Source organism: Sphingomonas epibiotica, assembly GCF_039615155.1.
Classification (GTDB): domain Bacteria; phylum Pseudomonadota; class Alphaproteobacteria; order Sphingomonadales; family Sphingomonadaceae; genus Sphingomonas.
The window spans coordinates 92,634-105,590 of record NZ_JBDGHY010000001.1 but is presented as its reverse complement, the minus strand read 5'-3'; the positions used below and the strand labels follow the sequence as shown (position 1 = coordinate 105,590).

Annotated in this window: 12 protein-coding genes; 11 read left to right on the top strand and 1 reads right to left on the bottom strand. The window is 67.1% G+C overall.

Translation table 11 applies throughout. The features are described from left to right. Positions 1-52: 52 nt before the first annotated feature. Both gntA and AAIO73_RS00545 read left to right on the top strand, forming a co-directional pair. The gene (gene gntA, locus AAIO73_RS00550) at positions 53-739 is read left to right on the top strand and encodes a guanitoxin biosynthesis heme-dependent pre-guanitoxin N-hydroxylase GntA (protein ID WP_345875547.1); all 687 of its coding nucleotides are present in this window, start codon (positions 53-55) and stop codon (positions 737-739) included. Then, on the top strand, positions 736-1,323 hold the full coding sequence (locus AAIO73_RS00545; RefSeq protein WP_345875546.1) for a DUF1989 domain-containing protein: 588 nt from the start codon (positions 736-738) through the stop codon (positions 1,321-1,323). The genes gntA and AAIO73_RS00545 overlap by 4 nt, the downstream gene beginning before the upstream one ends. Here AAIO73_RS00545 and AAIO73_RS00540 read toward each other — a convergent pair. After that, on the bottom strand, positions 1,320-2,072 hold the full coding sequence (locus AAIO73_RS00540; RefSeq protein ID WP_345875545.1) for a prepilin peptidase: 753 nt from the start codon (positions 2,070-2,072) through the stop codon (positions 1,320-1,322). The two genes, AAIO73_RS00545 and AAIO73_RS00540, sit on opposite strands and share 4 nt — an antisense overlap. 95 nt (positions 2,073-2,167) lie before the next feature. Here AAIO73_RS00540 and AAIO73_RS00535 point away from each other — a divergent pair, with 95 nt between their 5' ends. From AAIO73_RS00535 to AAIO73_RS00495, 9 genes are all read left to right on the top strand, one after another. Continuing rightward, a complete protein-coding gene (locus AAIO73_RS00535) occupies positions 2,168-3,352 on the top strand; it encodes an acetyl-CoA C-acyltransferase (protein WP_345875544.1) in 1,185 nt (394 codons plus the stop codon). 63 nt (positions 3,353-3,415) lie between these two features. Next, complete coding sequence (locus AAIO73_RS00530; RefSeq protein WP_345875543.1) at positions 3,416-5,695, top strand: FdhF/YdeP family oxidoreductase; 2,280 nt, start codon at positions 3,416-3,418, stop codon at positions 5,693-5,695. Continuing rightward, positions 5,692-6,471, top strand: coding sequence for a formate dehydrogenase accessory sulfurtransferase FdhD (gene fdhD / locus AAIO73_RS00525; RefSeq protein ID WP_345875542.1), 780 nt, complete (start codon positions 5,692-5,694; stop codon positions 6,469-6,471). Before AAIO73_RS00530 ends, fdhD begins: the two co-directional genes overlap by 4 nt. Then, a complete protein-coding gene (gene mobA / locus AAIO73_RS00520; protein ID WP_345875541.1) occupies positions 6,468-7,007 on the top strand; it encodes a molybdenum cofactor guanylyltransferase in 540 nt (179 codons plus the stop codon). Before fdhD ends, mobA begins: the two co-directional genes overlap by 4 nt. 33 nt (positions 7,008-7,040) lie before the next feature. Continuing rightward, the gene (locus AAIO73_RS00515) at positions 7,041-7,514 is read left to right on the top strand and encodes a chemotaxis protein CheW (RefSeq protein ID WP_345875540.1); all 474 of its coding nucleotides are present in this window, start codon (positions 7,041-7,043) and stop codon (positions 7,512-7,514) included. Then, entirely contained in the window at positions 7,511-8,776 is a 1,266-nt protein-coding gene (locus AAIO73_RS00510) for a CheR family methyltransferase (protein WP_345875539.1), read from the top strand. Before AAIO73_RS00515 ends, AAIO73_RS00510 begins: the two co-directional genes overlap by 4 nt. Further along, positions 8,773-9,285 (top strand): chemotaxis protein CheW, encoded by a 513-nt coding sequence (locus AAIO73_RS00505; protein WP_345875538.1) that lies wholly within the window; start codon positions 8,773-8,775, stop codon positions 9,283-9,285. The genes AAIO73_RS00510 and AAIO73_RS00505 overlap by 4 nt, the downstream gene beginning before the upstream one ends. A gap of 3 nt (positions 9,286-9,288) precedes the next feature. Beyond that, positions 9,289-10,947, top strand: coding sequence for a methyl-accepting chemotaxis protein (locus tag AAIO73_RS00500; RefSeq protein WP_345875537.1), 1,659 nt, complete (start codon positions 9,289-9,291; stop codon positions 10,945-10,947). Positions 10,948-10,950: 3 nt separating this feature from the next. Continuing rightward, positions 10,951-12,954: a hybrid sensor histidine kinase/response regulator gene (locus AAIO73_RS00495; RefSeq protein WP_345875536.1), complete on the top strand. Its 2,004-nt coding sequence runs from the start codon at positions 10,951-10,953 to the stop codon at positions 12,952-12,954. The last annotated feature ends 3 nt before the right edge of the window (positions 12,955-12,957 follow it).

Here is a 12,957-nt window from a genome sequence, read left to right as displayed (position 1 = left end):
TCAGGGGCGAAACGTACTCTCCATCCAATAACCGGGTCGGGACCTCCGAAATATGTTCAACTGGAAGCACGAAGCGCAGGATCGCCTGCAGGCGATGTTGTTCGAGCATGTCGATGACCGCGCCTTCCCCTGTGTCGGGGCGAAATCGGCGATGGCGAAGGGGACGCTCGACGTGCTGGCCTGCTCCCGCATCGATAGCGCGTGGGACGATGTCCGCATCCATGATTCGCTGATGCGACTGGCCGAGAATTACCGGCGCGATCGCGCGATGTATCGTAGCTTTGCGGTGATCTTCGACGGGCCGGGCGATCTGAGCGAGGCCCAGTTCGAGCATGCGCTGTGGCAACGTGTCCAGTCGCTGTCGGACAAGGATGTGTGGCGCGGGCAGGATTATGACGCCCGGGTCAGTGCCGATCCCGACAACCCGCATTTCTCGCTGAGTTTCGGCGGCGAGGCGTTCTTCATCGTCGGCCTGCACCCGCGCTCAAGCCGGCCGGCACGACGGTTCGACCGCCCGACGCTGGTGTTCAACCTGCACGACCAGTTCGAGCGGCTGCGCGCCGAGGGCAAGTACGAGACGATGCGCGAGAAGATCCTGGTGCGCGACGAGGCGCTGGCCGGCAGCCGCAACCCGATGCTGGCGCGCCACGGCGCGGCGAGCGAGGCGCGGCAATATAGCGGTCGGCAGGTCGACGACCGCTGGGCCTGCCCGTTCCACTATTCGGGAGAGGCAAAGTGAACGTCGTCATCCCTGAACGCTCGGGTACCGCCTTTCGACTGCAACAGGGCGAAACGCTGGTGGTGATCGATCCGCGCGGCTGTCAGGTCGCCGATCTGCTGGCGTTCAATGCCGACGATCTGGACGAAGTCATTTCGTCGGGCCGGACGCTCGATTACGCCGAGACGATCCGACTGACGACCGGGCACAAACTTTATTCCAACCGCAGCCGGGTCATGCTGGAGATCGTCGACGATATGGTCGGGATGCATGATTTCCTACTGACGCCGTGCTCCTACGACACCTTCGATCATTTCTATCCGAACCTGCCGCCGCATCGTGGCTGTTTCGGCAATCTGGCGGCGGCGCTCGAACCCTATGGCGTGCGGCCCGACCGGATACCCGTGGCATTCAACTGCTTCATGAACGTGCCGATCGACGGTGCGACGGGGAAGCTGAGCGTCCTGCCGCCGATCAGCAAGGCGGGTGATTCGATCACCTTTCGCGCGACGATGAATCTGGTGATCGGGCTGACCGCCTGTTCGGCGCCGGCATCGAATGGCGGCAGCTTCAAGCCGATCGAATATCGGGTCGAGGCGGCCTAGGCGGAGAGTGCCCAGTAGAGGAAGGCGGCACCGGCGAGCAGCGTGCCGAGCGGCAGGCGGTCGGTCACGGTAGGGCGTCGGCCGGCAACCGCCATCACCAGCACGACCGCCAGCCCGGCCAGCGATGCGATAAGCAACACAACCGGCAGCGCCCGCCAGCCGAGCCAAAGACCGATCGCGCCGAACAGCTTCGGGTCGCCGCCGCCCAACCCGGTCCGGCCGCGAATCTGTCGATACAGTGCCGCGATCAGCCAAAGGATGACAAAGCCGCCCGCCCCGCCAATCAGCCGTTCGCCGAGATCAGGCGCGGCCCCCGCCATGCCGCCGACCAATGCGGTGATGGCAAGGGTGAGGGTCAGGCGATCGGGCAGCCAGAAAGCGGCGAGATCGACTGCGCCCAGTGCGAGCAGCAACCAGCCGCACACTGCGCCTGCCACGCCGTCGAAACCGGGGGCGGCCAGACCCGCAATGATACCGATCGCCGCGCCGAGCAGTTCGGTCACGACATGGCTCGGCGCGATCCGCGTGCCGCAACGGCTGCATCGCCCCCAAAGGGCGACAAAGCTCGCCAGCGGCAACAGTTCGGTTGCGCGCAACGTCCGGCCGCACCCGTCGCATGCCGACCTGCCGACCGCGACCGACCGGCCCTGCGGCCAACGGATGGTGAGCGTCGCGATGAAGCTGCCGAATACCGCCCCCAGCACGCCGAGCAGAACGGGCCAGACAATGGGGGGAAGTGCGGACAACATCGCCCGCCCCTATCGGCAATCACCGGCATTTGCGAGGCGGCGGCCTTGCCCCTAGATATGATATCAAACGAAACCAGAATCCGTTGGAGAGCCGCATGTCCGATCCCGTCGTCATCCTGTCCTATGCCCGCACCCCGATGGGCAGCTTTCAGGGGTCGCTGAGCGGGGCGAGCGCGACCGAACTGGGCGCGGCGGCGGTGGGCGCGGCGGTGGCGCGCGCGGGCCTGTCGGGAGAGGCGGTCGAACGCATCTATATGGGCTGCGTGCTGCCGGCCGGTCTTGGCCAGGCACCGGCGCGGCAGGCGGCACTGGGAGCAGGCCTGCCGCAGCATGTCGAGGCGACGACCGTCAACAAGATGTGCGGGTCAGGGATGCAGGCGGTGATGATGGCCGCCGACACCATCGCCGCCGGATCGGCCGACATCATCGTCGCGGGCGGCATGGAGAGCATGACCAACGCTCCCTATCTATCGCAGCGGCACCGCAGCGGCGCGCGGATCGGGCACGATCGGCTGTTCGACCATATGTATCTCGACGGGCTCGAAGACGCCTATGAACCCGGCCGGTTGATGGGCAGCTTCGCCGAGGAGACCGCCGCCGCCTATGGCTTTACGCGGCAAGCGCAGGACGACTTCGCCATCGCATCGCTGACCCGGGCGCAGGCGGCGCAGGCCTCGGGTGCGTTCGATCGGGAAATCGTGCCGGTAGAGATTGCCGGTCGCAAGGGCAGCACGACCATCCGTACCGATGAACAGCCGACGCGCGGCGACGCGTCGAAGATCCCGACGCTCAAACCGGCCTTTGCCAATGACGGCACGATCACCGCCGCCAACGCATCGTCGATCTCGGACGGGGCGGCGGCGCTGGTGCTGGCGCGAGCTTCGGTCGCCGACCGGCTGGGCCTGACCCCGGTCGCGCGGATCGTCGCGCAGGCGGGCCACGCCCATGCGCCGGCCCGCTTCGCGACCGCCCCGGTCTTCGCCATGCGCCGTGCGCTCGATCGGGCCGGCTGGGCGAGCGGCGATGTCGACCTGTTCGAGGTCAACGAGGCGTTCGCCTGCGTCACGATGGCGGCGATGCACGACCTCGGCCTCGCGCACGATATCGTGAACGTGCATGGCGGCGCCTGTGCGCTCGGCCATCCGATCGGGGCGAGCGGCGCGCGCGTCCTGGCGACGTTGCTGTCGGCGCTGGAGACGCGCGGATTGCGACGCGGGATGGCGTCGCTGTGCATCGGCGGCGGCGAAGCCACGGCAGTAGCGGTCGAAATGGTCCATTAACCTCTGGAACTTCGTTCATCCTGCTGCGTACCCTACGCCGGATGGCGTGGCGAAGGGATGAATGTGGCGGATCGCGATGATGTGGTGGGATATGACGGTCCCGCCGGCGGTTGGGGTTCGGTCAAGGGGATGTCGAAAATCCTCGGGAAGGAGCGCAACCGTCCCGCCGCGCTCGCCCAGCTCGCCCGCCAGAACAAGCCCAAAGGCTTCATGTGTACCTCCTGCGCATGGGGCAAACCGGCCGAGCCGCACCCGTTCGAGTTCTGCGAGAATGGTGCGAAGGCCACGTTGTGGGACCTGACACCCAATCGCTGCACCCCCGAATTCTTCGCCAAACATTCGGTCAGCGAGCTGAAGAGCTGGAAGGATTTCGATCTGGAGCATCAGGGGCGGCTGACCCATCCGATGCGCTACGATCATGCCACCGACCATTATGTCGAATGCAGCTGGGACGAGGCATTCGCCGCGATCGGCGCCGAGTTGCGCGCGATCGATCCGAAGAAGGCGATCTTCTACGCCTCGGGCCGGGCAAGCCTGGAAACGTCGTATCTCTTCGCCCTGTTCGCGCGGCTGTATGGGCATAACAACCTTCCCGACAGTTCGAACATGTGCCACGAGACGACGTCGGTCGCGCTGAAGAAGACGATCGGTGCGCCGGTGGGTACGTCGATCCTCGACGATTTCGAACATTGCGACGCGATGTTCTTCTTCGGGCAGAATACCGGATCGAACAGTCCGCGGTTCCTTCACCCCTTGCGCGATGCGGTGAAGCGCGGGTGCAAGGTGGTGACGTTCAACCCCGTCAAAGAACCGGGTCTGATCGCCTTTACCGACCCGCAAAACCCCTTCGAGATGGCGACGCGCAGCGAGACGAAGATTTCCTGCCAGTATCACCAGGTCCGACCCGGCGGCGACGTGGCGGTCATGATCGGTCTCGCCAAGCATGTACTCGCCGCCGAAGACAAGAGCTGGGCAGAGCACAAGGTTCACGTCCTCGACGTCGATTTCATCGACCAGCATACCGACGGCTTTGCGGCGTTCGAAGCGATGGTGCGCGCGACCGAATGGGCGGACATCGAGCGTGAGAGCGGACTGAAGCGCGCCGATATCGAGGCAGCGGGACAGGTCTATGTCGAAGCGGATCGGACGATCGGCATCTACGGCATGGGCCTGACCCAGCAGGTCAACGGGTTCGACAATGTCGCGACCTATGTGAACCTGTTGCTGATGAAGGGAAATATCGGGCGCGTCGGTACCGGCATGTCGCCGGTTCGCGGACACAGCAACGTGCAGGGCCAGCGCACCGTCGGCATTTCCGAAAAGCCCGAACTGGTGCCGATGGACCGGCTGCGCGAATTGTTCGATTTCGAACCGCCGATGGATCACGGCCACAACACCGTGACCGCGTGCGAAGACATATTGAAGGGCGAGATCGACGCCTTCGTCTCGCTCGGTGGCAATTTCCTGCGTGCGATCCCCGATCTGGAGCGGATCGAGGCGGCATGGCCCGACATCCGCCTGACCGTCCAGATCGCGACCAAGCTGAATCGCAGCCACCTCATCAACGGCAAGACCGCCTATCTTCTCCCCTGCCTCGTCCGGACCGAGGTCGACAAGCAGGCGGGCGGCGAGCAGATCGTGTCGATCGAGGATACGTTCAGCCATATCCACGGATCGATCGCCACGCACGAACCGGCGAGCGAGCATCTGAAGTCCGAAGTCGCGATCGTCGCCGGCATGGCGAAAGCGACGCTCGATCCGAACCCGAAGGTCGACTGGGACGGGTGGACGGGCGACTATGCGAAGATCCGCAAGCTGATCGAAGCGACCTATCCGGAAGAGTTTCACGACTTCGAGGAACGCATGTTCACGCCGGGCGGCTTCTACCGCGGCAATTCGGCGCGCGAGCGGGTCTGGAAGACCGAAAGCGGCAAGGCGGAGTTCACCGTGCCACGCTCGCTGTCGGGAACGACGATCGACGATGCGCCAGGACGGTATCGGCTCGTGACGCTCCGTTCGAACGACCAGTTCAACACGACGATTTACGGCTATGACGATCGCTTCCGTGGCATTTCGGGGACGCGCGACGTGTTGATGATGAACCCGGCCGAAATCGCCAAGGCCGGCTTGCACAAGGGACAGGTGGTCACGCTGATCGGAGACGCGGAGGATTGCGTCGATCGTCGCGTCCCCGGATTGAAAGTCGTGCCGTTCGACCTGCCCGATGGTTGCGTCGCAGGCTATTATCCCGAACTCAATCCGCTGATCCCGATCGGCTGGCACGACCATGCGTCGCAGACTCCGGCCGCCAAAGCGGTGCCGGTACGCATCGTCGCCGGATGATACACGCCGATACGACCATCCGGCAGTTCGACCGGTTGGCACCAGGGGGGGGACGCACCTTGTACGACCGCGCCGTCGCGGTCGAGGCACCGATCGCAGTCGAGGTGAACGGGCTGGGCTATGCTGTGCTGATGGCAACGCCGAGCTATTTGGACGACCTTGCCCATGGGTTCGTGCTGGCAGAACGTCTGATTGACCGGGCGGAAGAGTTGATCGACGTCGATGCGCACGCCACCGATGCCGGTACGCTGCTGAGAGTAACGCTGGCGGCCGAACGCCACGGCCGGGTGGCCGATCGCGTTCGGCACCGCGTATCCGAATCGTCGTGCGGATTGTGCGGGATCGAGAATCTCGAACAGGCGCTGCGCCCGTTGCCGACCGTCAGCGCGCGTTCCACGGCGGATGATGCCGCGCTGTTCGCCGCCGCCGCTGCGCTCCGCGATCATCAGCCGCTGGCGCAGGCGACCGGAGCAACCCACGCCGCGGCGCTATGCGCGCCAGATGGCCATATCCGCCTGGTTCGCGAGGATGTCGGCCGGCACAATGCGTTCGACAAGCTGATCGGAGCGATGCGCCGCGGCGGACTCGACTGGGACGGCGGGTTCGCGCTGCTGTCGTCGCGCTGTTCGTTCGAACTGGTCGAGAAAGCGGTGCTGGCCGCATGCCCGATGCTGGCCACGCTGTCGGCCGCGACGACGCTGGCGCTGGACCGCGCGGCAACGGCCGGACTGGCTTTGCGGACGCTGGTCCGATCCGATGCGATGCTCGCATCATGACACGGGTCTTGGGAGCGATCATCGCCGGCGGACGATCGAGCCGTTTCGGCAGCGACAAGGCGCTGGCGGCGATCGACGGCCGCGCGCTGATCGATCATGTCGCCGATGCCGTCGAGCCGCAAGTCGATGCGCTGATCGTCGTGGGACGCACGCACCCGGGGCTGGAGGCGGTTCCCGATCGCCCCGCTCCCCATCTCGGGCCACTTGGCGGGATCGCGGCGGCGCTGCACCATGCCTGTTCGGAGGGGTTTACGCACGTGCTGACCGTGCCATGCGATACGCCGTTCGTACCGAACGATTTGCGCGCGCGATTGGCAGCGGCGGGTCCGGCTGCGTATCTGCCCGACCTGCCGGTCGTCGGGCTATGGCCGGTCGATGCAGACACGACCTTACGCACGATGCTGCATGGCGGCGGGTCCAGGTCGGTGCGAACCTTTGCCGAGTGGATCGGGGCGGAGCCGGTAACCGGCGCCGACGAGATAGCCAACGTCAACACGCCGGACGATCTCGTACGGATCAGCGCGCAACGCGACTGACAGCGGGCCGTACCCGCGATATAGCAAGCCGCGATGACTGCATCGTTCCTGATCCTGCGCATCGGTGATACCCGCCTGGCGCTGCCGTTGTCGGCGGTGCGCGAGGTGCTGCCGATGCTGCCGATCGATGCGTCGCCGGGACTGCCCGCGCCCATATTGGGCTTTGTCCTGTTGCAGGGCGCGCCGGTGCCGGTGCTCGCCCCGCTGTTGCTGCTCGATCCGACGGCGCGGGTCGATACCGTCGCCTTGTCGGCGCATCTGGTGCGGCTGCGGAATGGCGGACCGTGCCTGCTTGTCGACCGGGCGGAGGACGTCGTGTCGGGCGGGGTCGCGCCGATACAGTCCGGGCACAGCCTGAACGCGGCCATCGTCGGCGAATTGCCAGTCGGAGACGACGTCGCGCATGTCATCGCGCCGGATCGCCTGCTCCTCGACGGCGAACGCGCGACGCTGGCCGCGCTGACGGCTGCGGCCGCTCAGCGTGCCGGTCAGTGGAGCGCGGCATGATCCACGACGAAGCCTTTGCCGCGGTCAAGGCGCTGGTGATCGGCCGCACCGGCCATCATTATTATGTCGACAAGGATGCGCAGTTCGCCGAGCGCATCGCCCACCGCATGGCCGAAACCGGCGACGCGACGCTCGCGCGCTATCGCGATCGGCTGCAAGACCCGCATGATGCGGAATGGCCGTTGCTCGAAAGCGCGGTGACGATCAACGAGACCTTCTTCTTCCGCTTCGCCGAACAGTTCGACGCGTTGCGCAGCGTCATCCTGCCGCAGCTCATCCGCCGCAATGCCGCCGAGAAAAGGCTGCGCATCTGGAGCGTCGGCTGCTCGACCGGAGCCGAGGCGCATTCGATCGCGATCGTCCTGACCGATCTGCTCGGCGAAGCTGTCGACGAATGGCGGATCGCGCTAACCGGTACCGATATCGACGAGGCGGCGCTGAACGCGGCGCGGCAGGCGGATTATTCGTCCTGGGCGTTGCGCACCGTCGGCGAAGGCGAGCGCGCGCGGCTGTTCGACCGAAGCGGCGAGCGGTACCGGTTGAAGGAGCGCTATCGCGGGCTTGCGCGGTTCGAACGGCATAATCTGATGTCGATGATCGACGGAACCGGGGCGCTCGGCTTCACCGATTACGACTTGATCCTGTGCCGCAACGTGCTGATTTATTTCGCGCAGGAACATGCGACCGCGGTCGTGGGAGCGTTGGTCGAGCGGCTTGCGCCGGAGGGACTATTACTGCTGGGGCATGCCGAACCCAATCCGGGGTTCGACGCCGTGGCCGATCCGGTGCAGGCCGGGGGCGTTCTGGCGTATCGCCCGAAGGGTTCGGTCGAGCGGCCGGCGCCGGTCGTGCCGGTATCCGTCGCAATGCCAAAGCCACTGCCCTCGCCGTCCCCCGCCCGGCCGCGACGGGTGGTGGCCGCCAAGCCACTGCCCGTTCCCGCGCTCGTCGTCGAGCGGATGTCGGATGCGGTTGCGCGCTACTTCGCCGCGCTCGACGCGCTGGCCAGCGGCGACAAGGATTCGGCCGAGCGGGCGTTTCGCGATGCGCTGTATCTCGACCGATCGTTCGCGATGGCGCATTATCAGTTCGGCCATTATTTGTTGGCGCAGGGGCGGCAACCCGATGGGAAACGCAGCCTGACCAATGCGTTGCGCGTCGCCGCCGCGCTCGATCCAGCGACCGAACTGGCAGAGGGCGACGGCATGACCGCAGGCGCGATGACCGCCGCGATCCGGCATATCATCGGGACCACACGGTGAGCGCGCGCCCGATCGTCGCCGAGGGGATGGATGCCGATGCCGTCGCGGCGGTGCTACGCGCGCGGCAGCAGGCGGTGGCGGCGGAGCGGACCCTGCGCGATACGCCGACCGAGACGCTGCTGGCGTTCGCGCTGGGCGGGGTGGCGCACGGGCTGCCGATCGCGCAGGTCCGGGCGGTGGCGATGGTGCCAAAGGTTACACGTGTGCCGCATGGTCCGGCCGCCCTGCTGGGGCTGGTGGCATGGCGGGGGGCGGTGGTGAATCTGTTCGATCCGGCGGGGCTGCTGGCGCGCGAAGTTGACACGCCTGCCGCGATGATCGTCCTGCGCCACGACGCGCCGCGCATCGCGCTGGCGGTCGATGCCCTGCTGGGCGTGATCGATGCGCCGCTGCACGACACGGCGCCAACTTTGTCGCGTCTGGTCGAGGGAGATGGCGAGCGCCTGACCCGTATCGACCCGGCGCTGCTGATCGAGCTACTGCTCCCCGCCCGTCTTCAGGAAGGATAAGGTTTGTCCGTTTCCACCCGGATCGCCGCCGGCTTCGCGGCCCTCACCGCAATCCTGCTCGCCCTCGGCCTCTATGCGTTGATCCAGATCGGTGAGGTCCGGTCGACCGTCGACCTGATCGTCGAACGCGACCTGTCGTCGATGGAGGCGCTGAACCGCATCGATCACGCCTTGTCGCGCAAGGTCGAACAGCGCGCGGCACTGGTTCGCGGGTTCCTGACCGGCGACAACGCCGGCACGCGCGAAGCCACCGCCGGCTGGCGGGCGGCGGTCGACGACGCCGCGCGCGGAATCGTCGAACAGGAGCGCGCCGCCGAAACCTATCGCGCCAACGCCGTTACCGGCCTGCGGTCCGAACAATGGGCGCGCATGGGTCGTCAGCTGGGCGATGCCGGTCGGGCGCTGGCCCGCACCCGCAACGATGTCGAGACGCAGCTGACCGCGATCCAGGCGGGCGACCGGGCGGGCGTGTTGGCGGCGGAGGACGAGATCGTCCGCGACCATGCCGCGACGGTAGCCCGCGTCGGGCAGGCGCGTGAGACGCTCAACGCCGCGATCGAAAAGGGCCGCGATGCGACCCGCGACGTCTACAATGCCAGCCGCGTGTCGATCATCATCGGGCTGATCGTCGCAATCCTGGTCAGCGTCGCCGTCGCGATCACTATCCGCCGGTCGATCGTCCGCCCGCTCGACGAGTTCATGGGGTTCGTCGGGCGGATCGGCGGCGGCGATCTGTCGACCACGACCGATGCGACCGGCAAGGACGAGCTGGGCCAATTGGGGCGGACATTGAACGAGATGGTCGCGGGACTGCGCACCATCGCCGCGCAGAACCGCGCCGCGACCACCAACCTGAACGCCGCGACCAACGAGATCCGCGCATCGACGCAGGAACAGGCGGCATCGGTCGAGGAACAGCTGGCCGCGGTGCAAGAAACCGCCGCGACCGTCGACGAAATCACCCATAGCGGGGCGCAAATCAGCCGTCGCGCGCAGGAGGTCATCGCGCAGGCACAGGCAACCGCACAGGTCAGCGATGCCGGGCTGAACGCGGTCGGCGACACCGCACGGGCGATGGACGCGATCCGCGAACAAGCGGAAGCGGTCGCGACCAACATCGTCGCGCTGTCGGAAAAGACGCAGGCGATCGGCGACATCATCGCCACGGTCAACGACGTGTCCGAACGATCGCACCTGCTGGCGCTGAACGCGTCGATCGAGGCGGCGGCGGCGGGCGAACAGGGGCGCAGCTTCGCGATCGTCGCGGCCGAGATGAAGCTGCTGGCCGATCAGGCGAAGGGCGCGACCCGCAACGTCCGGTCGATCCTGGGCGACATTCAGCGCGGCATCAATTCGTCGGTGATGCTGACCGAGGAAGCGGTCAAGCGCGTCGCATCGGGCAAGGAGCGGACCGATGCCGGCCATGCCGCGATCGAGGAACTGGCGACGCGGGTGCAGGAAAATGTCCAGACGTTCCAGCAGATCGTGGCATCGACCAACCAGCAGCAGATCGGCATCGAACAGGTGACGATCGCGCTGCAGAACATCCGCGAGGCGTCGCAGCAGACCGCGTCGTCGACCCGGCAGCTCGACCAGGCGGCGGGCGATCTGGGCGAATTGTCGCGTACGCTGGTCGGGCTGACCGAACGCTACCGGCTGTAAGCCATGGACGAATTGCAGGCCGAATTGATGGCGGCGTTCGCGTCGGAGCTGGCCGAGCATATGGCCGGGATCCGCGCGGCGCTGGCCGATGCCGATGCCGGGCGGCCGGTCGACCTGCGCGAGTTCAGCCGGCGGGCGCACAGCCTGAAAGGGGCGGCGCGCGCCGTCGAACTGGCGGCGACCGAGGCGGCGGCGCATGAGGCAGAGGCGCTGTTGCTGGCGGTCGAGCGCGGCGACCGCGCGCTGGATGCCGCCGCCATCGCCGAATTGCGGACGCTGGCCGATGCGATCGAGGACGGCGCCGCGCCCCCGTCGGTCGATCCGACGCGCGACCATGAACCCGAACGCCGGGTCGCGATCGCCGGGCACCGAGTCGAACGGTTGGGCCGATCGCTACACGTCATGGCGACGCAGGTCGCCGAACAGGGACAGGTCGCCGAGCGGCTGGACGCACTGGCCGAGGATCTGGCGGCGCTGCATCCGTTGCTGGCCATGGGTGGCGACAGTGAGGCGGCGCGGCGGCTGCGACAGGCTACCGGCGAACTCGACCGCATCCGTCGGCTGCACGGTCGGCTGCGCGATGCGCTCGACCGGTCGAGCGCCGAGCTGGAGCGCGATGGCGAGCGGCTGTTGCTGCAACCGGTCGCGACGCTGTTCGACGGGCATGAGCGGGCGGTCCGCGACCTTGCCGCCGCAGAAGGCAAGATTGCGCGATTGCAGGTGGCCGACAGCGATGGCGAGGCCGATCGCCGGGTGCTGAACGCGCTGCGCGATCCGCTGCTGCACCTGCTGCGCAACGCCGTCCGCCACGGGATCGAGACGCCGGCGGTGCGGCGGCGCGCGGGCAAGGAGGATGCCGGTACCATCGCCGTCGACGCGCGGATCGATCGCGGGCGGATGACGATCACCGTGCGCGACGACGGCGCGGGGCTGGACGATGCCGCGATCGTCGCGCGCGCACGTGCTGCCGGGCTGCTCGCGACCGACGCGCCGGCGCCGCGCGGGACCCAGCTGCATGCACTGCTGTTCGAACAGGGATTTTCGACCGCCGACCGTCTGGACGAAGTCGCCGGGCGTGGCATCGGCCTGTCAGTCGTCGCCGAGGTTGCACGGCGGCTGCACGGAACGGCCACGATCGCGCGAAGCGCGCCTGGCGGAACGGTCGTGTCGATCGCGGTGCCGGTCGCGTTGACCCGGCGGACGTTGTTGTTGGTCGAGGTCGGCGACATGCGCGTCGCGCTGCCGTCCGACGCGGTCAGGCAGGTGCGGCGGATCGACCCGAGCGAATTGACCCCCAGCGGCGGCGACACGATGCTGACCATCGATGGCGAAGCGGTGCCGGTCGGGCGTCTGAGCGACGTGCTGGGCGTTGCGCAGGGCGTGGCGAACGGCACCCTGCCGGCGGTGCTGATCGCGGCCGAAGGCGTCCGGCGGATGCTGGTCGTTGATGCCCTGAGCGACGTGCGGGCATTGCTGGTCGGCGACGTCGCGGCAATCGCCGCCGATGTACCGCTGGTGCTGGGCACGGTGCTCCTGAACGGGGAAATCGTGCTGGTGCTCGACCCGGCGCAACTGGTGCGCGACCGGCCCGGCATCGTCCGGCCGCCGATCGCGGTCGCCGCCGCGCCGGACGCCCGCAGTCACACGATCCTGGTCGTCGACGATTCGATCACGACCCGCACGCTGGAGCGCAGCATCCTCGAAGCGCAAGGCTATCGCGTGCTGATCGAGGTCGATGGGCTGGCGGGACTGGAGCGATTGCGATCCGGCCTCGACGCGATCGACCTGGTCGTGGCCGATGTCGAAATGCCGCGTATGGACGGGTTCGGATTGCTCGGCGCGATACGGAACGATCCGGCACTGAAAACTTTACCCGTCGTCATGATGACCTCGCGCAACAGCCCCGACGACATCGAGCGCGGCCTCAGCCTCGGTGCGGATGCCTATGTCACCAAGCAGGACTTCGATCAGGGCAAGTTGATCGCCGTCGTCCAGCAATTGCTCTGACCC

Excerpts from the sequence above, each read along its gene's own strand:
- AAIO73_RS00510 (WP_345875539.1), top strand. The coding sequence starts at position 7,511 with ATGATCCACGACGAAGCCTTTGCCGCGGTCAAGGCGCTGGTGATCGGC.
- fdhD (WP_345875542.1), top strand. The coding sequence starts at position 5,692 with ATGATACACGCCGATACGACCATCCGGCAGTTCGACCGGTTGGCACCA.
- AAIO73_RS00495 (WP_345875536.1), top strand. The coding sequence starts at position 10,951 with ATGGACGAATTGCAGGCCGAATTGATGGCGGCGTTCGCGTCGGAGCTG.
- AAIO73_RS00535 (WP_345875544.1), top strand. The coding sequence starts at position 2,168 with ATGTCCGATCCCGTCGTCATCCTGTCCTATGCCCGCACCCCGATGGGC.
- gntA (WP_345875547.1), top strand. The coding sequence starts at position 53 with ATGTTCAACTGGAAGCACGAAGCGCAGGATCGCCTGCAGGCGATGTTG.
- AAIO73_RS00540 (WP_345875545.1), bottom strand. The coding sequence starts at position 2,072 with ATGTTGTCCGCACTTCCCCCCATTGTCTGGCCCGTTCTGCTCGGCGTG.
- mobA (WP_345875541.1), top strand. The coding sequence starts at position 6,468 with ATGACACGGGTCTTGGGAGCGATCATCGCCGGCGGACGATCGAGCCGT.
- AAIO73_RS00515 (WP_345875540.1), top strand. The coding sequence starts at position 7,041 with ATGACTGCATCGTTCCTGATCCTGCGCATCGGTGATACCCGCCTGGCG.